Here is a 19615-nt window from a genome sequence, read left to right as displayed (position 1 = left end):
TATTATAATGTTTTTCGGGGATGTGAATGAGTCAGGAACTATTGGCTACCGCAACAATCATTGCGCGGGAACTCAAGGTCAAGGTATCACAGGTTGAAACGGCGATTCGGCTGCTTGATGAAGGCGCGACGGTGCCATTTATCGCTCGTTATCGTAAAGAGGCAACGGAAGGACTTGATGATGTGCAACTAAGGCATCTGGCGGAACGCCTGCACTATATCCGTGAGTTGGACGAACGGCGTGCCGTGATACTGCAGTCCATCCGCGAACAGGAGAAACTGACTCCCGAACTGGAACAAACCATTCTCGCGGCAGATACCAAGACACGTCTTGAAGACTTGTATTTGCCTTACCGTCCCAAACGTCGTACCAAAGCGCAAATGGCCAGGGAAGCGGGACTTGAGCCTTTGGCTCAAGCTTTGTGGCAAAATCCTGCCCTTGAGCCTGAAAGCGAGGCTATCGCTTATATCAACAAGGAAGCCGGCGTCGAGGATACCAAAGCCGCGCTGGAAGGTGCCCGGCAGATATTAATGGAGCAATTTGCCGAAGACGCTGATCTCCTTAATGAGTTACGCGAATACCTGTGGCAACACGCCGTGCTGACATCAATTGGCAGTGCCGGCGGCAAGAAAGACGCGGCCAGCAAATTCTCCGATTATTTTGATTACAGGGAACCGGCAAAAAAAATTCCCTCCCACCGTGCATTGGCATTGTTTCGCGGCCGACGTGAAAGCGTCTTGCAATTGTCGTTGCAATTGCCTGATGATCCGGAATATGGTGAAAAGCATGTTTGCAGTTATTTTAACATCAATTCTCAGAACAGAGCCGCCGATCAGTGGTTGCTTGATACGGTGCGCATGACCTGGAAAATCAAATTATTTACCAAACTCGAACTTGAATTGCTTGCCCGTTTGCGCGAGTCGGCGGATGAAGAAGCCATTCGTGTTTTTACCCGTAATTTGCGAGGCCTGCTATTGGCCGCACCGGCGGGTGCCCAAGTGACCATGGGACTGGATCCTGGGATTCGAACCGGTGTGAAAGTGGCTGTTGTCGATGCGACGGGCAAACTTCTCGATTACACGACCGTTTTTCCTTTCGCACCACAAAACGAATGGCACCAGGCTATTGCCGAGTTGGCGAAACTGGCAGCGAAGCATCAGGTCGGTCTGGTTAGCATCGGCAACGGAACAGGGTCGCGGGAGACCGAGCGTCTGGTCACGGATATGATAAAAATGTATCCCGATATCAAGCTGAATAAAGTGGTGGTCAGTGAGGCGGGTGCGTCTGTTTATTCCGCATCGGAACTGGCCTCTGACGAATTTCCGGATTTGGATGTCAGCCTGCGGGGAGCCGTCTCCATTGCTCGCCGTGTGCAAGATCCGCTGGCAGAACTGGTTAAAATTGATCCGAAAGCAATCGGTGTCGGCCAATATCAGCATGACGTCAATCAAACCCGTCTGGCACGAAGTCTTGATGGTGTGGTGGAAGATTGTGTGAATGCCGTAGGTGTTGATGTCAATACCGCTTCTGTATCCCTGCTGACCCGGGTATCCGGCCTTAATGAAACGCTGGCGAAAAATCTGGTGCAGTATCGTGATGAGCATGGCGCATTTATCGAGCGCAATCAGTTAATGCAGGTGCCGCGTATGGGAGAAAAAACCTTTCAGCAAGCCGCCGGTTTCCTGAGAATTATCAATGGTAATAATCCCCTGGATGCCTCTGCCGTGCATCCGGAAACTTATCCTCTTGTAGAAAAAATAATCTCCGATCAGCATGTGGAAATTGGCGGGATTATTGGTAATCATGAACTGTTGAAAAGTATGAATGCGGCAAAATATGTTGACGAGCGCTTTGGTTTGCCGACCGTTGAAGACGTGTTACGGGAACTGGAAAAACCGGGTCGTGATCCGCGTCCTGAATTTAAGACGGTGAGTTTTAAAGAAGGGATAGAAGATATCAGCCATTTGCAGGAAGGCATGATACTGGAGGGCGTGGTCAGCAATGTCACGAATTTCGGCGCGTTTGTCGATGTCGGTGTCCATCAGGATGGCCTGGTTCATATTTCCGCAATGACCAGCCGTTTTATTACCGATCCCCATACCGTGGTCAAGGCGGGTGATATTGTCACCGTCAAAGTGGTTGAAGTGGATAAGGAAAGGCGGCGTATTGGTTTAAGTATGAAGCTTGACGAGGAAAAAAGCACTCCCCGACCCAATAAAGTGACCGCAGTTCAACCGGGTAAAAAACAACATGCGGTAAAAAAGGAAAAATTGAGACGCAGAGAGCCGGACAAACGAACGATTACTCCAGTGAAAAAGGGAGTGTTTAACACGGCAATGGCCGATGCTCTGGCCAAACTCAAACGAGATTCCTGAATGACCAAACCCCGAGGCGAGATTACTATTCAAACTCTGGCCATGCCGGCGGATACCAATGCCAATGGCGATATTTTCGGCGGATGGCTGGTGTCCCAGATGGATTTGGCTGCCGGTGTGCTAGCTAAACGACTGGCGCGTGGCCGCGTGGCCACAGTCGCTATTAATTCCATGAGTTTCCTGAAACCGGTTCATGTTGGTGATGTGGTCAGTTGCCATGTGGAATTGATCAAACAGGGACGCACGTCCTTGACCATCTCTGTTGAAGTGTGGGCTATGCCTGCTGTAGGCACGCAGGGATATCGGGTGACGGAAGGCGTTTTTGTGTTCGTGGCTATTGATGGTCAGGGCAACGCAAGAAAGGTGTCTGATAACGAATGACTGCTGAATTCGAACAATTAAAACAATGGATTACCAGGATGGCCTTGCTTATTGATGAAAGCACGGATCCTGTTCCTGAGTATTACACGCCTTTCATACACGAACCGGAACTGGCGCTGCGGCTGGTTGATTTAATTGCGGAACTGGATGAAGGCGCACTGGATGATGAGCGTCCTTATTACTCAGCCTGTGTTTTCGCCCTGGATATTTGTGTGGCACAACTGCAATCCGCTCAGGAAAACGGTAATAAAATGGGTGGTAAAACACTGCGCCAGCTCATGAGCCGTATGGCTGAAACCATGCTTCACAGCGGCCATTCCCTAAGTTTCTGGTTACCGGTTCTTAACGCGTTTTATGAGGTGCATACGGAATTATCGCCTGAACTCAAAGGGGCCTATCTGGAGTTGGCGGAACGGGAGGATGATTTGACTCCCGAAGAAGAAAGCAACCATTTAAACGCCATTCGCGAAATGATCGAGGAATTATCGGATTTGTCCGTATTTGATATTGCGGAGAATTTTTTTGCGCAAAGTTATGCCATGCCGGAAGATTTTTTTGCGGATCTGATGATTGATTTGTATAGTATTGATACAGGACAGGATATCGCCTTGTTGTTGCTTCTCCATCCCAAATCGGAAGTGCGCGCCATTGTGGCGGCAACCATGGAACAACTTATAGATACCATTCAATTCAGCTCCATCTCCCTGTCGAGGCTGCAAGCCATCAAAAACTGGTATCCCCCCGAATACCAGGAGCAATTCAATCGCTGGATAAAAATACAACGTAAAAAAGGCGTGGTTTTCCATCATGAAACAACCGCTTTGCCTTCCTTTCGCCTGAAAGCGAGTGAAGTGGACGGTAGCGGCGCTCAAGGTATTTTTATTCATGTGAAACAACGGCGGCACAATCGTCTTTGCGGTTTGTTGTTCAAACAGGATTTTGGCATTAAGGACGCCTGGATGACACCGGCCATTCCCGCCAAAGACATTGCCGGTTATTATGATGAAGCGTTTGATGACACCGTAACGCTGCGGGATGTGGATACGGATTATTTATTGTTGCTTACCAATCATTTCCTGGCATTGACGCTGCGGCAGGGCGCCATGCCGGATTTGCATCTTTTGGAAATACAGGAACTGCTGGGCTTGCATTTTTATCCGGAACTCATGGATATTCCGGCGATCATGGATCGTTTGAGTGTGCAAATTTTGCCATTTACTCCCGAGGCCATGCAGGCATCGTTCAAGCGTTCCAATCGCTGGACTACCGGCAAGAAATTCACCGAATCCTGGTTTATTGAAAATGCCCATATTGACAAGCTGGTTAATCGCTGCAGCAGTTTTGTTGAAGGGGTTCGGGTTTGTGACGTTGAAACAGCGATGGCTCATGTATTTGAACAGGACATGGAATTGCACCGCGATAAATGGTTCTTTCATTTTTTATGGGTAACGTTGTGGTTGAAAGCGAAAGCCCGCAAGGGTGAGAAAATGTGGTGGGACAGCTTTTTTATTGCCCACGCCATTGCAGAGGAAACGCCTCTTGAGAATATTCCTGTCATGCGTGCCATATGCCGGCAAACGGTTATTAACAGTGTTGAAACCATGAATGAACGCCGTACGCATTTAAACAAAGAGTAGAGGCCTATTGGTCGGGCCGTTCAGCCCGAGAGCTCCTCACCTTTCATACGGATTGCTATCATTGCTTGCCAGGTACGAGGAATTCAGGTTGCCTTGGGTGAATCACCGGTATGGCGGCGATCTTCTTTCTGTTCCATTGATTTTTCTTCAACTTTCGCCAGTCTTTTCGCACTTAAACGAGCCTGATTGTCAGGGTTTTGCCACCATAAGCGACCATAGCCCGGATTAGCCATGTGCGTGTGTGTGCTACTGCCCTTGACTAGCATCGGTTTTTTGTCTGACGTTTTGTCGGCCGGTAATTTTCCGTTACGGTTAGGTTCGTATCGCAGAAATAAATCGGATGTATCAGGTGGTTTACGGAAATAGATGGTGATCGCACAATCATGGGTTTCAGCATCCCGTATTGTTTTTGATGTCTCTTTTCTGGATTTATGGTGCAGGGATGTTCTCACAATCTCCTGAAGATTAATGACTTTAACACTCTCATTATCTTCATTCAGATCATCGACCAATACGTCTTTATCTTCCTCGCCCACTTTTCGGGTTGTAAAATGCCAGCCTTCCGGAATTGTGATATAAATCATGATATTTCGCCAATATGGATGCTATTTTTACAGCATGGTTAGATTATATGTATAATAGATTAATATAACCGATCCGTCTATATCAAAGTCAGAGCGGCCTCATTTGATTTGCAAGTCTCTGCTCCCTATTGCGGTATGAGGTATTAGATGCCAGGATGAGGCGATCCGGTTTCTGCCAGGAAGACGGGTTCACCCTTTATTAAATGGTTAAGCAAGGTCTCATCGCTCTGGTTTAAAAAATCCAGTACGACTTTTTGATCCGTTTCCTCGTCTAACAGCCAATCATTGATGGTGGTTAGCAGGTTTTGTAACCCTCTTTTGCGTCGGTCCAACGTCAAGGTAGCGTTTGAACGGTCTTGATTACTCATGGAGAACTGGCTTATAAGTTCAATCAGTTCATTCACACGGCTTTCTAGGAATCTTTTGTCTTCCTCCTCGAATCGTTCTGGTAATTCGTTTAATTTCTCGCGGATATCTGATTTAATTTGCTTCCCGTCTTTAATCAATTTATCGCGTAAATCCAGTTTGGTCTGCATGACTTGCTTATGGGTAAAGTAAAAGCCGCCTAAGACCCCGGCAGCTATAAACAAAGCCATGGGCGCATAACCGTCCGAATCGACCAGACAGTCTTCCAGTAACCATCCCCCCGCTGCGCCAGCTATTATTCCCCCCCATATATATAGCCTGTCGTATACTTGCCGGGTACTATAACTGGTTATGCCTTTCGTGGTTGATGTGCGTGCAAAATTTGAAAAATCAATACGATTTCCAAAGAAACCGGTGAGTTGATTGGCTAAGTCAATAGGTAATATACCGGGCATGTGTATCTCTCTTATCCTGTTTGGAAACAAGTGGCAGGTTATTACAGAATTCTGCGTACCTGCTGGTTTATACGAATTCAAGTTTGTTGCATAACTCAATTTACCGCAACCGTGTCTTTTTAAAGGCTCTGCGCCAATAACTCTCTGGCATGCAGGCGTGTTTGTTCGGTGATGGTCAATCCACCCAGCATGCGCGCAATTTCATTGATTTTATCGTCTTCCAGCAGGGAAATAATGCGGGAAAAGGTTTGTTCCTGCTCGCTGTATTTTTCAACGACAAAATGATGGTGGGCGCTTGAAGCAACCTGAGGCTGGTGGGTCACACAAAAGACCTGCAGACGCTCGCCCAGCTTACGCAGAAGTTGCCCAACCAGGGCGGCGGTCGCGCCGCCTATGCCGACATCCACCTCATCAAACAGCAGGGTCGGTGTGGCGCCTCGTTGTGCCGTAATCATTTGAATAGCCAGGCTGATGCGGGACAGCTCGCCGCCGGAAGCGATTTTGTTCAGGGCGTCCGGCATGGTGCCCGGGTTGGTGCATACTTTGTATTCCACCCTGTCCAGGCCATGTGGTTGCATTTTATCCAGCGGTGTCATAGCGATTTCCACCCGACCGTTCGGCATACCGAGTTTCCGGATAATGGCGGTTATCTCGGCACTTAATTTTTCAGCGGCCTGTTTGCGGGAAGCACTTAATTTCCGAGCGGTTTGCTCAAAGGTTTGCAGTTGCTGATCGTATTGCTGTTGCAAATGCGATACCCTCTGTTCACTGTCTTTCAATTGCTGTAATTCAAGTTGTAACTGCCGCAGATGTTCGGGCAGTTGATCGACGTCTTTGTGGTATTTACGGGCGGCTTGATGCAACTCGCTGATCCGTTCCTCAACCTCCTGCAAACGCTCCGGATCAAGATGTACCTGATCGGAAAAACCCCGTAGTTCATTGAGCGTTTCCTCACACTGGATCAAGGCGTTATTAAGCAAATCCTTACTGTTTTTAATGGCGGGATGTTCTTCGGGCAATTGCTGCAGCCAATGCAGGATCTGATTTAACATGCCGCAAACGGTGATATCCTCATCGCCATTTAAAGTCCGGGCAATGTGGTGGCTGTGCTGCAAATAGTCCTGGGCGTGATGGAGGAGCTGATGCTCCTCACCGAGACGTTGCATGTCGCCTTCCTGAATATTCAGGGATTGCAACTCGTCAATTTGAAAGGCTAGAAGCGCCACGCGATCCTGGTTTTTATCCTGTTCTTGCAGATCCTCCAGTTCGGAACGAATTTTCTGGCATGTTTTATAAAGCGTCTGGATTTCCTGTAGAAGAGGGCCATGTTCCGCGTAATGATCAAGTTGCTGGCGGTGTGTCGGATGTTGCAGCAAGGTCTGATGCTGGTGCTGTCCGTGAATATGCACCAGCATTTCGCTGAGTTCCTTGATCTTTTGAAGTGGAATCGGTTGGGCGTTAACGAATGATTTCGACCGGCCTTCGGCATACAGTACCCTTCTCAGGATAATCTCACCGTCTTCCCAGCCAATATCATGTTCCTTGAGCCAAAGGGCGGGTTCGGATTGCAAAGAGATCTGAAAGGTGGCGACGATGTCGCATTTTTCCTCACCATGACGGATCACAGACGCGTCTCCCCGTCCGCCTAAGGCCAGCATCAAGGCGTCTATCATAATGGATTTTCCGGCACCGGTTTCGCCGGTAAAGGCTGTCATACCCTGGGCAAAATCCAGCTCAAGATGTTTGACTATGGCAAAATTTTCGATACGCAAGGCAGTGAGCATGATTTATCCCTGGTGTTTGGATTCCCAGCCGAGTTTTATCCGTAATGTATCATAATAATGGTAATCCACGGGATGCAGCAAGCGAAGTTGCTGGGCATTTTTTTCAATAGATACCTGTTGTCTGGGTTTGACCATGCGTGATTCATGGCCGTCACAACTGATGCGCAAATCCGTTTCATTGCGTTCGCTGATAACCAGATCTATCCTGGACTGGCTGTCAATGACCAAGGGTCGTGAACTTAAACTATGTGGAAACATTGGCACCAGTACGATGGCGTTGATTTGCGGGTGCATGATTGGGCCGCCGGCCGACAAGGCGTAGGCGGTGGAGCCGGTGGGTGTGGCCAGTATCAAACCATCCGAGCGGTAGTGGCTGACGAATTGTTGATTAATATAAACGTCAAATTCAATCAAATGGGTTTCACTGCCGCGCCCCAGAACCACATCGTTGAGGGCGTCACCCTGAAAATAGGTGTTTTCTTCATCATGAATGCGGGTTTGCAGCAGGAATCGATGTTCCTCCTGATATTCGCCGTTCAGAACAGCCTTCAACTGCTCTTCCATATCGTTTGGATTGATGTCTGTTAAAAAGCCCAGACGGCCGCGGTTGATCCCGATAACCGGAACATTGACCTTAATGGCCATGCGCGCGGCGGAAAGCAAACTGCCGTCCCCACCGACCACAATAATTAAATCCTGCTTTTTGCCCATGCAGGCACGTTCCAGGATGGGAAGTTTGATAGTAAAGGAACCGGCGGTGTCCGTATCGAGATAAGCGTCTATCTGCTGTTTTTTTAAAAATTTCACCAGACGTTGCAGACTCTCATTAACACCTTCGTTAGCGCGGTGCTGGCGTGCATACAAGATAACGCGTTGAAATTTCTGTTTCATATTTTGTCAGATGGTTAATGGTTCATTTCCTTCCTTGCACCGGAACCGAGCACTCGACACAAGTTATGACTACAATAATGATGATTGCTTAAATTCTATCATATTATTGAGAATACCCCCTAGTGCACTTGCTATAAAGAGGCAGGCGATCCTTCGCCAGCCGTTCGCCCGTATTACTCTTCCGACTGGGCGCGTGACGCGCGTTTGCGCTCATGTTCTTTCAAGGTTTTTTTGCGCAATCGAATCGACTTGGGCGTCACCTCCACCAGTTCATCGTCGTCAATGAATTCAAGAGCTTGTTCGAGCGACAATTTCACCGAAGGGGTCAGAATAATATTTTCATCCGAACCAGATGCTCGAATATTAGTCAATTGTTTTTCCTTGGTGACATTGACCACCAAATCGTTATCACGCGAGTGAATACCGACAATCATTCCTTCGTAACAGACTGTTTGAGGCTCGATGAACAGACGGCCTCGTTCCTGTAAATTAAACAGGGCAAAGGCGCGGGCCGCACCCTGGCAATTGGCGATAAGCACACCGTTGTTGCGTTTACCCAAACGTCCGCGAAAGGCGGGACCATAATGATCATAGACATGATACATCAGGCCGGTTCCCGATGTGCTTGATAAAAATTCGGTGTGAAAACCGATAAGGCCGCGAGTGGGAATGAGATAATCCAGACGTACCCGACCCTTGCCATCCGGGATCATATTTTGTAACTCACCACGGCGCTCGCCGAGTTTCTCCATGATGGTACCCTGGTGATTTTCCTCGACATCAATGGTCAACCGCTCATAGGGTTCCTGCGGCTCGCCGTTTTCTTCCCGTAAAATAACTTCCGGTTTACTGATCGCCAGTTCGTAGCCTTCCCGGCGCATGTTTTCAATGAGTATCGATAAATGCAATTCCCCTCGTCCCGATACCCGGAATTTATCCGGATCTTCCGTGTCTTCCACGCGCAAGGCCACATTATGTAATAATTCTGTCTGCAATCGCTCGCGTATCTTGCGGCTGGTGACAAATTTGCCCTCCTGCCCGGCAAAGGGGGAATCGTTGACTTGAAAGGTCATGCTGATGGTGGGTTCGTCGACGGTTAACGCCGGCATGGGTTCGACCAGATTGGGATCACACAAGGTGTCTGAAATATTGAGTTGCTCGATACCGGTGACCGCTATAATGTCTCCGGCACTTGCCTCGGCAATTTCCACCCGCTCCAATCCTTTAAATCCAAGTAGCTGAAGCAGACGTCCGTTGCGGATGTTTCCTTCCTTGTCGATGATTTTAACGGGCGATTTGGCCTTGATTTGCCCCCGGGTAATGCGGCCAATGCCAATGGTGCCGACATAGGACGAGTAATCCAGAGAGCTGATTTGCATTTGAAACGGACCTGATTCATCCACCTGCGGCGGCGGTACCCGATCAATGATGGTTTGCAGCAACGCCGACATATCCTCTGTCTCATCGGTGAGATCCAGTTTGGCGTAGCCATTTAAGGCGGAGGCATAAACTACCGGAAAATCAAGCTGGGTATCGGTAGCGCCCAGATTGTCAAACAAATCAAAAACCTGATCCATCACCCAATGCGGCCTTGCGCCGGGACGATCGATTTTATTGATCACAACGATGGGATTTAAACCGCGGGCAAAGGCTTTCTGGGTGACGAAGCGGGTTTGCGGCATCGGGCCGTCCACCGCGTCTACCAGCAATAAAACACTGTCCACCATGGACAGGATGCGTTCAACCTCACCTCCGAAATCCGCGTGCCCGGGCGTGTCGACGATATTAATTTGATGATCCTGCCAGTTAACACAGGTGTTTTTAGCGAGAATGGTGATACCGCGCTCCTTTTCCAGCGCGTTGGAATCCATGACGCGCTCCACTTTGGGCGCGCGCTCGTTAAGCGTACCGGTTTGTTGCAGTAATTTATCGACGAGGGTGGTTTTGCCGTGATCGACGTGCGCGATGATGGCAATATTACGTATCTTCTCTATCATAAAGGGCCTTGGTTTACAGTAAAGCGTTATGCCGGGTGTTGTCAGCGGCATGACAGGCAGAAAGTGTTCATCAATTTATCATTATACATCGGAATGTCAGTAAATCCTATCCAGATGAGCAGGGCTTGTTGACATTTCATAACGTGAAGCGAAAATGTGGCTAATTGCGTGCCGTTATGCAACCATGAAATGACATGTCAACAAGCCTCCGGTTCCGTGAACAAAAATGTCACGGCACCATTTTTTTACAAAAGAGCGTTATCCCGCATTACGGCTTCGCCCTGAGTGATCCTGACATATTTTTGTTAAAAATACATATCCCTAACGTTTTTTATAGCTATCCCAGACTGAATTTGAACACAGATTTTTGAGATTACCTCGATCTGCCCCCTCTCCCGCGCCAGGAATTTGAGTAGTAGGATGATATTTTTTGCGGGAGAGGGTTGGGGAGAGGGTGTGGAAAAATCGGTGTTAAGGCAACGAGCCCGCGATTTAAGGAAAAACAGTACGGATGCTGAGAGGCATCTATGGTACTATCTTCGAGCGAATAGACCTGGATTTAAATTCAAGAGACAAGTACCAATAAGCGACTACATCGTTGATTTTGCCTGTCTTGAAAAACGGCTGATTATCGAACTTGATGGTGGTCAACACCTGCACAATCAAATTTACGATACGAAACGTACTGATTGACTAAAGACACGTGGTTTTAAAGTGCTCCGCTTTTGGAATCATGATATCTTTCAGCACACGCCAACAGTCCTCGACGTCATCATGACTGCTTTAAAGTAAAGCCGTTTGAAGCATCCCGCCTGTCGCCTCCATAAACAACTGCTCATCCTTACCATGACGTCCCTTAGGTTTTGGAAGCAACGTTTCTAAACGACACCATATCTCATCGTCAATGACCATCCGTGACAAGCCCTCTCCCCAACCCTCATCCCGCGAAAAAACATCATCCTGTTACTCAAATTCCTGGCGCGGGAGAGGGGGCAGATCGAGGTAATCTGAATTTGATCACAAAAACATAGGCGCTTCCATTTTTTTGTTCAAAAAAATGTCGAGATTCCTCAGAGCGAAGCCTTCATGGCGGGCTACAGGAAATACTACAAAAAAAGACAAATCACACACCTTATTTCGGCGCAATGGTATCTGGCTGGTCAAGCTCCTGGGATGAGGTCATTTCATTGGTGCCGCCGGAAGAATCAAGGCTTGGGATGTCCTTGTCGTTGAGCTCGGAACCGTCTGTTATGGCCAACGTGTCTGACGCCGCCGTTAGCATCAGCGGGCTGCTTTCCTTGTTGTCTTCAATGGCAAGCTGATTATTGTCAGTCGACGTCATTTCTGACAGAGGCGTGTCTTCCTGGGCAAGCTCATCTTCCACAATATTTTCTTCCTTGTTCCCCTTGTCCGCTTTCTTGTCGGAAAAGAGTTTGCCGAGCAAGGCATTGGTGAGCGCCTGATTTAATTCCATCATCGTTTGCATGAATTTTAGCCATGCTTTTATCACTGGATCGTCAATGCCATCGGTGGAATAAATCTCTTTCATGAAATCGTAAAGCTTGTCATTGACTTGTTGTGCTTTATTTTTTTGGGGTCCGGCCGGTTTTTCAGCGGCGGTTTCCTCTTTTTTATCGGTTATTTCTTCCGGTTTCGCATCTTCTTCCGGCTTTTTTTCAGTCTTGGGCTTGCTTTTTTCCGGTGCGGAGGTCGGGCTTTTGGCTACCACGATACTGCTTTCCGTATTGGTTTGAGTCTGCGTTTGTGAGGAGGTTTGTTTCAGGGTATTATCGTAGGTGGCCCGTTTTCCCTCGTCGCTTAATGTTTCGTAGGCGTTATGAAGCTTGTCAAAAGCCGCTTCGCTTTCTTTCTTCACGTTTTCGGGATTTTTATCGGGATGTACCTCTTTTGCCGCTTTGAAATAAGCTTTTTTTATCTCGGACGGGCTGGCATCCTGAGCAACTCCCAATACCTCATAGAAATTGCCGGCGCCGTTTATCCTTTGAATGTTGGACGATGGTTGCTTCTGGGTTTCCGGTTTTGCATCTTCAGGTGTGCTGGACATGTCTTTTTCCGAATTTTGTTGCCATATATTTACAGTATATCATATCATACATTTTGATATAAATTTAATCATGTTGTGGCTATTATAAAGCGAGTCATGAAACCAAATGTCAATGAAACCAGGAACAAGACGGTACTGTTTGGCTCCTGAACAGTCCCCTACCCATTATAATTTGAGTCGGTTGTTGCGCGCACAAGGCTGGATTGCCACGCGCTTTGCAAAGCGGGCCGGATTTGGCGAAACCAATCTGCATTTTGATGAGGCTGCGGCGCAATGTCTGGAATACAAACATCGGCTCGCGGCTCTGGTAACCCGTTATTGTCCGGAGGTGATGCCCGAAACCCATAGTATTGATGATCATAACTGGCCTGGCGTGTTGAATCGCCTGGCTGACCGTCAAGGGCAAAGTACGTCCGCACCGGAAACATGGATTTTAAAGCCGTCTCTATTAAACAATGGTCAGCAGATTAAAATTTTTCAATCGATCGGGGAGATTGAGCGTCATTATCTGAATCCCCGGCGTTTGGGCGGGATTCATGTGTTGCAGCGATATATTACCAATCCCCAGTTGTTACGTGATGATCGCAAATACAGCATTCGCCTGTTTGTCATTCTAACGAACTACGCCGGTTCCTACCTTTATCAGGACGGTTATTTTAATGTCGCTTTATCGCCTTACTCCCGCAATGGTTTTACGGATTTGCGCCCCCATCTGACCAACGAGCATCTGCATGAAAGCGATGTGAATGTTTTGCAGATCCCCTCACGACGATTTGCTTTTTTTGCAGCGCAGATGCACCAAATAGAGCCTATGGTGTCGAGGGTGCTGGCGGGATTGAATCGTGAATTTCCGCAAGCATTCCAATGCGGTGAACGACGTCGTATGGCCATTTTCGGGTTTGATTTCATGGCCGATGATACGGGACGGCTGTGGTTGCTGGAAGCTAATCACGGGCCATGCTTCCCCGTAGAGGATGAGCACCCACTGCAGCGTTATCTTTATGATGATTTCTGGCAGGCATTCATCGACGCTTTTGTGACTCCTGTTGCTGACAATGCGGCAGTGGATACCATCCGTTATTCAGGGTTTTCCAGGGTTTGAATGGCTCCCGGATTTTGCTGTCGTATTGATACGATAAATCACGGAATCCACCCGAAAACGGCGATCGGCGCTTAAACTGTTGGCCACGGCGATAAATGTCTGGCCGGCGTTTGCAAATAACGCCGCACTGACGCCGCCGAACGTCGGGATGGTTTCAACGACCATAAAACGATCCTTTTTCCATTCATAGAGCGGTGAGGACAAGGAGGTTTCAGGATTGGTGCGATCACCCAGAATAAAATTAATCCGTAACAGATAATAATGACCATTCCGGGTGAAAAAAGCGAAATTACGGCCTCCGGCTCCTTTTAGAGTCTGGTAGGAAACAAATTGTCTGCCGTTCCACTTATAGACAACGGAATCGTTGCTGATGTTGGCATAAGCCAGGTAGTGCTTGTCTGCAATAGTAAAAAATTTAAAAGCTCGCCCGCCGTTTCCTTTGAAAAGCTGCACGGATATGAATTGTTGTCCATTCCAGCGGTACAGGCTTGATTGCTTGAGATGATCAGCCAGAGCCAGATAGTGCTGTCCGTCCATGTTAAATGTTTCAAAGCTGTAAGCCCATTGCGAGGGGATGGACTGAAATGGTTTAAATTGCCGACCATCCCACTCGTAAACCATGGAGTTGGTATTGGCGTCCCGGGTATTTGCCTCACCGGCGGTAACCCCGTTGGCTACGGCCAGAAAACGGCGATTGCCAATAGTGAAATAATGCCATTGTTTGGCGGCGAAGGTAAAAAACTGTTGCACCGGGTAAAAATAATGCCCATCCCAGCGGTATAATTTGGAATAGGTATTCATATTATAGGGCGCGTGTGGTCCGGAACGAATACTGGCCACCGCAAGAAACGCGTTGTTGTCTATGGTAAAAAATTCGACGCTTTCATTGCCATGGCTGGGAATACGCTGATATTCCTTATAGCCGCCGGATTGTTTTTTGAAAATTACCACGGCAATATCGGAATTGCCGCCATTCATGTTCGCCGGGGTGTCGGGAATGTCCTCGGCCAGTTGCGCTACCGCCAGAAATTGCTCATGATTCAGTTTGAAAGGCGTTACCTCGCGTGCGCCAGAGGTTGTCAGCGTCTCTGCTACCGACAGGATTTGGCCGGCAAAAAGCGGAGACAACAGGCCGATCATAAGGAAAAAACCGGTCAGCTTATGTTTTATGGTCATGATGATTGTCCAATGGCCGGATTTTGTGACGGGTATTGTTTGACACCTTCCGGAAACCCGCTGGTCAGTCCCGGGATCTCGATTTTCGTTAAATCCCAGTTTTTGTCGAGTAATTCTCCAGACATCCAGAAACCTACCGTATTGGATAGCATTTCCCGGGAATCCTGTAGCGAATGTTTCAGGCGAACCATAAAATCAATGATGTCGCCGGCCTTCGAATAATTGTAATCCCCGGGTATGGCCGGTCGTCCCGGTAAATAAATGGTTTCCAGATCGGTAAAAACCTGCCCTGCAATCTGAGTGCGATTAAACACACTGCCCCACACGCCATTCACGTAATATTTATAGGTGGACTCGGGCAAAGGATTTTGACCGACATCGGGTAATACTTTCGCATAGGCGGGAATAAACACCCGATTGGCAGGCAGATTGCCGCCGGCCAAAGCGTGTACAAACGGCACCATCCAGTTGCTACCGCTGGTTAATCCTGCTGTGACATTACTGCCGGCCACATTTCGCACGATGACCATGGCGTTCGCCCAGTCGAGCTTGAGTTTGACCACGTCGTCGTGAACTTCGGCCATGCTTTGCAGCGCGGTCAGCATAAAGGTTCCTACCATGACAGAATTATAGGGAATGGGATAATCCTTGTTGCCGTTAAAAAACTGGTTTTGTACCGACGACAGATCGAACGTTGCGCCGTTTTGAATATTGACGATATAGTTGCCGGCCATGGACATGGCGTAGTCAACCATGGCCTGGATTTGTTGCTCATGTCCTTGCCAGGCCTTGATGTTGAGTTGTTGCAGCCAGTTGTTGGAGGTTTGGGCATTCAGCGCCTTTACTTTTTTGATATCGGCTAACAGACTGGTCAGGGCAGCTTTCCAGGAATCGTCGCCGTTTTCCTTGATTTTAGCCAGATAGGCCAACGCGGGGCCCACGTGGGAGACGGCGGTCATCTCAAAAAAACCGGTGGAGCGGTTGGTTCGTAATAATTTCTTGTACAAAAGCTGCCTGTTCTGATCGTAAATATAAATGGAAGAGTCCAGGATCAGTATCAGGGGGCCATTAAAGGGATTGCTGGCCTTTTTAGTTTGTTCCGACTGGATCAGGTATTGTGAAATCGTGGTTTTGCCGGCGGGAAAATCCGTCTCTCCCGTACCTGTGAAATCGAAATACAAATCCATAAACGCCTGGGGTGTTGTATAGGTGGCGGCGGTACCGGTCATCGATATCAATAATAATCCGATGGCCAACATCCAGCAGCGTCCTGTTGTGCCTAATCGTAGCGTCATGTTTTTACTCCATTTCGTTTGGCATGGTTTTAATTCTTAAAAAACATCTACGTGCCGAGAACAAGTCGCGGCACGTAGACAATTTTAGAACAATTTGTATATCATAACCTATCCATACTAAATGGATAGGTTACTGGAAAACAACCCAACAGGGCTGAATCAATTACGTATTTTGCAATTGGTGTTCGACTTTCCATTGTGTCCAGCTTCCGGAATAACCACTCAGCCGTTGTTGGGCAAATTGATAAAAATAAGTCAAAAAAGTCAACCGTTCCTGGTAGTAAACGGTGTATTCCGGAGCGTTTCTGACAATTTGAGTTAAATCATAGTAAGGAGGAATGGACGCCTGGCGAGCAAGGATATCGTTAAACGAGGCTTTATCGGCATTTTTCAGCATGTCATACATGGCAAGAAATGTTGTGGAACGGCCCTTTCCGCCCCGGCAGTGGATATGCAGCCAATGATGTTTCGGCAATTGATTGACCAGAGACACGAATTTATCAACTTCGTCATCCTGCGGGGCGCGATGATCGGCAATGGCCAGACGAAGATAGGCAAAGCCCATGGACTGTACCAGATCCTGTTCGCTTTGCAGGGTTTTAATCGGAATGATTTTTCCGGCATTATACTCCTGTTTGTCGAATTGCTGCGAAGTCAACACATTTTCTATGGCCGGATCAACGGCCAGGCTTTGCAGCCATCGGGATTCGTCCGCGATGGTTTGATCGGTCGACTTGCCAAGGTTTAGCCAGTTGTGCAAATCGCACAGAGTAATGGCGTTGCCGTTAAGATAGCCGTGATTTTCCTGGCGTAAATCGATGACCAGAACGTGATTGGGTTTGTAATTTGCCTGGTTGCGTATGTATCTCGCAATATCCTCCCAGCCGGTTTTACTTGGTGCTTCGCTTGCCGAGGCCAGCAATGCCTGGACTCCGGCTATGTTGCCGTGGTAGTACTCCCCAATCATCCGACTGTGACGAAGGTTCGTGACGGGGGCAGTCTTCCGGGCGGTGTCTTGCACAATACATGGTTTTGCCCTGCTTGCCTCACACGATTCGGGATTGCTCAATGAAAAGCCCTGATTATGAAACAGCATCAGTGCGGTCGAAACGACTTGAATGAACCCCTTGTATTTCATGCCATTATCTCACGGGCCACGGAGAAAGGATTGCCACAGTTTAGTACGTCATCCTGTAAATAACAATATTCAACAGGATGAGTTTCCAGGCTCTGTGCACAGAGCCTGGAAACTCGCATTTTGAAGTTTCCTGGATATATCTGCCAGGTTGGTATGTTGTTTGCTAAACTTGGAGTAGGACGTAAAAATGGGGGAAGTCATGAAGAAATTGATTTTGCATCCCACTGAAATCAGCCAATGGCATGCGTTAGTGAACGAGGCACAGGCTGCTACTCGCTTGATTCTTAATGAAAATACAGAAAGTTATCTGGTTTTCCTGCTGATGCGCTATACCCAGGGACCCAGGCTGATTGAATCGGTTATTGCCCTTGATTTTCTCGAATCCATGAATAATACTGGGCGACGTCAGGTCGAATTGCTGCGTGATGTCGGTGACAAGAGTCTGTTATTCTGCGGTCTTTTCCCCGGCATGGCGAAAAAAAGAAAAGTCAGTCTCAATTATTTTACGGATATGGGACAGGCCGCTTATTTAACTGTCAGCGAATTACAGGAAAGTCAGCTGGCTGATTTGTACTCCGAACTCAGCGCACAGTTTTTAACGCTACAGAACATTTTGCAGGCCATGCGCCATGAGGGACTGGAACTGGATATGGATAGCCACACGGTTATTTCCATGCCGGATTTGCCCATGCAATAAAGTGGTATTATGATTAAAAATCACATCGTTAATCTCTATCTTTTTTCGCCTATTGTGCTACCGAATTTGATTTCGGGGATCTCTTGTGGCTAAAGCGTTTACTCATTTATGTGGAAAAATTAATGTCAGCTTGTTTGATGATACCATAACCGTCTATCTAAATTACGCATCACTGGATAGTAACAGACGTGCTTTGTTTTTTAAGCAAGTTGATGCGATCAGGGAACAATTAAGACATTTTTTTACATCCCAGGTTGTCGAATTAGGCGTTACTCGTTTTGTACAACGCTATCATGTTGATCATGAGCGTTATCATCAAGATGATTTTGATAGAAGGTTTCGTCATTATCATGCCCAGTTTGGACATACCATCGATGCGAAAAAGCTGGATCAGATTTTGAGCGCGCTGGAACAATACAAGCTTATAACGATGGAAGAAAGGACTGTTTTCATGGCGGCTTATAACGAGGCTAATGCTATCCCTGAGGGTTTGGAACATAATGATCAAACTCGTCTTGTCAGTCCTGCGATATCGGAAGCAACCGGACAACAACCTTTTAAGAAAAGCAGTATATCGCATGAGAAAACACCATCAGGGCAAACAGCGGAGTCATCTGAAGTTGGTATTGTAAGCAGGTTTCTGCGATTTTTTACCTCTTATACAACAAAAGAACCGGAGGGGAGTCCAAAAGGGCGTGAGACACTTTCTACCGGTAGAAACATCTGATTCGGCCTACGCGTTTTGCCGTGCAGGCAACACACAATTATTCACGGAATAAAACGGCAACATCAATCGCGTCAAACGTATAACAGCTGTTGCAAAAATCACAACGGACTTCAATGTTACCTTGTTCTTTAAGAAGCTCCCCTGCTTCCTTCTCGCCCAGTATTTTCAAAACCTGCCGCATTTTGTCATGGTTGCAGCGGCATTGAAATTGCACCGGCCGGCTGTTAAACAGCCGTAATTCGGTTTCGTGGTATAAACGATGCAGCAGGGTCTGGTTATCGAGGGTCAGTAATTCCTGTTCGCTTACCGTCTGGCCTAACTGCACGGCGTATTCCCAGAATTGTTCGCGTTGCAGAGTATCCTGACCGGGCATGAGCTGCAGCAGCATCCCGGCAACCCGCTCCTCATTGACCGCAAGCCATACCCGGCTGGCCACTTGTTCGGACTGGGCAAAATAATGCATGAGATTTTCACTCATGGAGGTGGAGGAAATAGGTACCATACTCTGGTAAGCCTGGGTGTTCTGGTATTGATTGATGGTTAACACCATGCGTCCCTGTAGAAATGAGTCGGCATAATCGGCGATTTCAAGCCCTTCCTCGTATTTGGCGAAGGCGCGTATATTTAATTGATGATCGCATTGTACAAGCAGCAGTGGCAAACGCTTGTCGCCCTGAAACTGCAGACTGAGCTCTCCTTCAAATTTGATGCTTCCTGTCAACAGTAAACAGGAAATCAATGCCTCACCCAGCAAATTCCTGACCATTGCCGGATAAGGGCGCTGAGCCATGATGGTTTGGTAGGTGGTTTCAAGATGTGTAATTTCACCTCGAATGCTGGCGTTCTCAAATAAAAAACGTTGCAGGGTATCGGTTTCTTTCATGATGGAACAATATTGGGCGACAAAATTGCGATTCTAACACAAAGTGGATTGCCTGCACGGCA

17 protein-coding genes and 1 pseudogene are annotated in these 19615 nt (G+C 47.7%); 7 read left to right on the top strand and 11 right to left on the bottom strand.

The annotated features are described in order from the left end of the window. The first annotated feature begins 26 nt into the window (after positions 1-26). From CKW05_RS14560 to CKW05_RS14550, 3 genes are read left to right on the top strand one after another with little or no spacing between them, the layout of a single operon-like run. Positions 27-2375 (top strand): Tex family protein, encoded by a 2349-nt coding sequence (locus CKW05_RS14560; protein ID WP_058481955.1) that lies wholly within the window; start codon positions 27-29, stop codon positions 2373-2375. Then, a complete protein-coding gene (locus CKW05_RS14555) occupies positions 2376-2756 on the top strand; it encodes an acyl-CoA thioesterase (RefSeq protein WP_058481954.1) in 381 nt (126 codons plus the stop codon). Beyond that, complete coding sequence (locus CKW05_RS14550; RefSeq protein ID WP_058481953.1) at positions 2753-4393, top strand: hypothetical protein; 1641 nt, start codon at positions 2753-2755, stop codon at positions 4391-4393. Before CKW05_RS14555 ends, CKW05_RS14550 begins: the two co-directional genes overlap by 4 nt. Positions 4394-4476: 83 nt before the next feature. Here CKW05_RS14550 and CKW05_RS14545 read toward each other — a convergent pair whose 3' ends face one another. The 5 genes from CKW05_RS14545 to typA all read right to left on the bottom strand — a co-directional run bounded on the left by CKW05_RS14545 (position 4477) and on the right by typA (position 10470). Then, positions 4477-4977, bottom strand: a complete 501-nt coding sequence (locus tag CKW05_RS14545; protein WP_058481952.1) for a hypothetical protein — start codon at positions 4975-4977, stop codon at positions 4477-4479. Positions 4978-5120: 143 nt separating this feature from the next. Continuing rightward, complete coding sequence (locus tag CKW05_RS14540; protein ID WP_058481951.1) at positions 5121-5798, bottom strand: hypothetical protein; 678 nt, start codon at positions 5796-5798, stop codon at positions 5121-5123. Between the two features lie 119 nt (positions 5799-5917). Next, positions 5918-7582, bottom strand: coding sequence for a DNA repair protein RecN (gene recN / locus CKW05_RS14535; protein WP_058481950.1), 1665 nt, complete (start codon positions 7580-7582; stop codon positions 5918-5920). 3 nt (positions 7583-7585) lie between these two features. Then, entirely contained in the window at positions 7586-8473 is an 888-nt protein-coding gene (locus tag CKW05_RS14530; RefSeq protein WP_058481949.1) for an NAD(+) kinase, read from the bottom strand. 173 nt (positions 8474-8646) lie between these two features. Next, the gene (gene typA / locus CKW05_RS14525) at positions 8647-10470 is read right to left on the bottom strand and encodes a translational GTPase TypA (RefSeq protein WP_058482068.1); all 1824 of its coding nucleotides are present in this window, start codon (positions 10468-10470) and stop codon (positions 8647-8649) included. A 420-nt stretch (positions 10471-10890) separates the two neighbouring features. Between typA and CKW05_RS14520 the strand changes: the two are divergent. Next, positions 10891-11262, top strand: a pseudogene (locus tag CKW05_RS14520) (endonuclease domain-containing protein). Here the strand turns inward: CKW05_RS14520 and CKW05_RS15390 are convergent. Beyond that, positions 11254-11391 (bottom strand): hypothetical protein, encoded by a 138-nt coding sequence (locus CKW05_RS15390; protein WP_157737728.1) that lies wholly within the window; start codon positions 11389-11391, stop codon positions 11254-11256. The pseudogene CKW05_RS14520 and the gene CKW05_RS15390 overlap by 9 nt on opposite strands. A gap of 211 nt (positions 11392-11602) precedes the next feature. Beyond that, positions 11603-12535, bottom strand: coding sequence for a J domain-containing protein (locus CKW05_RS14515; protein ID WP_058482869.1), 933 nt, complete (start codon positions 12533-12535; stop codon positions 11603-11605). A gap of 106 nt (positions 12536-12641) precedes the next feature. Here CKW05_RS14515 and CKW05_RS14510 point away from each other — a divergent pair, with 106 nt between their 5' ends. After that, entirely contained in the window at positions 12642-13637 is a 996-nt protein-coding gene (locus tag CKW05_RS14510; RefSeq protein ID WP_058482868.1) for an ATP-grasp domain-containing protein, read from the top strand. Here the strand turns inward: CKW05_RS14510 and CKW05_RS14505 are convergent. The 3 genes from CKW05_RS14505 to CKW05_RS14495 form a co-directional block, all read right to left on the bottom strand. Then, a complete protein-coding gene (locus CKW05_RS14505) occupies positions 13617-14813 on the bottom strand; it encodes a hypothetical protein (protein WP_058482867.1) in 1197 nt (398 codons plus the stop codon). The genes CKW05_RS14510 and CKW05_RS14505 overlap by 21 nt on opposite strands. Next, the gene (locus CKW05_RS14500) at positions 14810-16108 is read right to left on the bottom strand and encodes a DUF5624 domain-containing protein (protein WP_133141150.1); all 1299 of its coding nucleotides are present in this window, start codon (positions 16106-16108) and stop codon (positions 14810-14812) included. The genes CKW05_RS14505 and CKW05_RS14500 overlap by 4 nt, the downstream gene beginning before the upstream one ends. Positions 16109-16271: 163 nt before the next feature. Beyond that, on the bottom strand, positions 16272-17246 hold the full coding sequence (locus tag CKW05_RS14495; protein ID WP_065238381.1) for a phosphatase domain-containing putative toxin: 975 nt from the start codon (positions 17244-17246) through the stop codon (positions 16272-16274). Between the two features lie 199 nt (positions 17247-17445). On the opposite strand from CKW05_RS14495, the gene CKW05_RS14490 reads away from it, so the two are divergent. After that, positions 17446-17943 (top strand): hypothetical protein, encoded by a 498-nt coding sequence (locus CKW05_RS14490; RefSeq protein ID WP_058482864.1) that lies wholly within the window; start codon positions 17446-17448, stop codon positions 17941-17943. 85 nt (positions 17944-18028) lie between these two features. Further along, on the top strand, positions 18029-18670 hold the full coding sequence (locus tag CKW05_RS14485) for a hypothetical protein (protein WP_058482863.1): 642 nt from the start codon (positions 18029-18031) through the stop codon (positions 18668-18670). Between the two features lie 37 nt (positions 18671-18707). Here CKW05_RS14485 and hslO read toward each other — a convergent pair whose 3' ends face one another. Continuing rightward, the gene (gene hslO / locus CKW05_RS14480) at positions 18708-19553 is read right to left on the bottom strand and encodes an Hsp33 family molecular chaperone HslO (RefSeq protein ID WP_058482862.1); all 846 of its coding nucleotides are present in this window, start codon (positions 19551-19553) and stop codon (positions 18708-18710) included. Between the last annotated feature and the right edge of the window lie 62 nt (positions 19554-19615).

Origin of the sequence: Legionella spiritensis, assembly GCF_900186965.1 — a bacterium.
In the GTDB taxonomy this organism is placed as follows: Bacteria; Pseudomonadota; Gammaproteobacteria; order Legionellales; family Legionellaceae; genus Legionella_C; species Legionella_C spiritensis.
This window is presented reverse-complemented; position numbering and strand designations above follow the sequence as displayed.

Coding starts and splice junctions, on each gene's coding strand:
- CKW05_RS14560 (WP_058481955.1), top strand. CDS start 27: ATGAGTCAGGAACTATTGGCTACCGCAACAATCATTGCGCGGGAACTC.
- CKW05_RS14555 (WP_058481954.1), top strand. CDS start 2,376: ATGACCAAACCCCGAGGCGAGATTACTATTCAAACTCTGGCCATGCCG.
- CKW05_RS14550 (WP_058481953.1), top strand. CDS start 2,753: ATGACTGCTGAATTCGAACAATTAAAACAATGGATTACCAGGATGGCC.
- CKW05_RS14545 (WP_058481952.1), bottom strand. CDS start 4,977: ATGATTTATATCACAATTCCGGAAGGCTGGCATTTTACAACCCGAAAA.
- CKW05_RS14540 (WP_058481951.1), bottom strand. CDS start 5,798: ATGCCCGGTATATTACCTATTGACTTAGCCAATCAACTCACCGGTTTC.
- recN (WP_058481950.1), bottom strand. CDS start 7,582: ATGCTCACTGCCTTGCGTATCGAAAATTTTGCCATAGTCAAACATCTT.
- CKW05_RS14530 (WP_058481949.1), bottom strand. CDS start 8,473: ATGAAACAGAAATTTCAACGCGTTATCTTGTATGCACGCCAGCACCGC.
- typA (WP_058482068.1), bottom strand. CDS start 10,470: ATGATAGAGAAGATACGTAATATTGCCATCATCGCGCACGTCGATCAC.
- CKW05_RS14515 (WP_058482869.1), bottom strand. CDS start 12,535: ATGTCCAGCACACCTGAAGATGCAAAACCGGAAACCCAGAAGCAACCA.
- CKW05_RS14510 (WP_058482868.1), top strand. CDS start 12,642: ATGTCAATGAAACCAGGAACAAGACGGTACTGTTTGGCTCCTGAACAG.
- CKW05_RS14505 (WP_058482867.1), bottom strand. CDS start 14,813: ATGACCATAAAACATAAGCTGACCGGTTTTTTCCTTATGATCGGCCTG.
- CKW05_RS14500 (WP_133141150.1), bottom strand. CDS start 16,108: ATGACGCTACGATTAGGCACAACAGGACGCTGCTGGATGTTGGCCATC.
- CKW05_RS14495 (WP_065238381.1), bottom strand. CDS start 17,246: ATGAAATACAAGGGGTTCATTCAAGTCGTTTCGACCGCACTGATGCTG.
- CKW05_RS14490 (WP_058482864.1), top strand. CDS start 17,446: ATGAAGAAATTGATTTTGCATCCCACTGAAATCAGCCAATGGCATGCG.
- hslO (WP_058482862.1), bottom strand. CDS start 19,553: ATGAAAGAAACCGATACCCTGCAACGTTTTTTATTTGAGAACGCCAGC.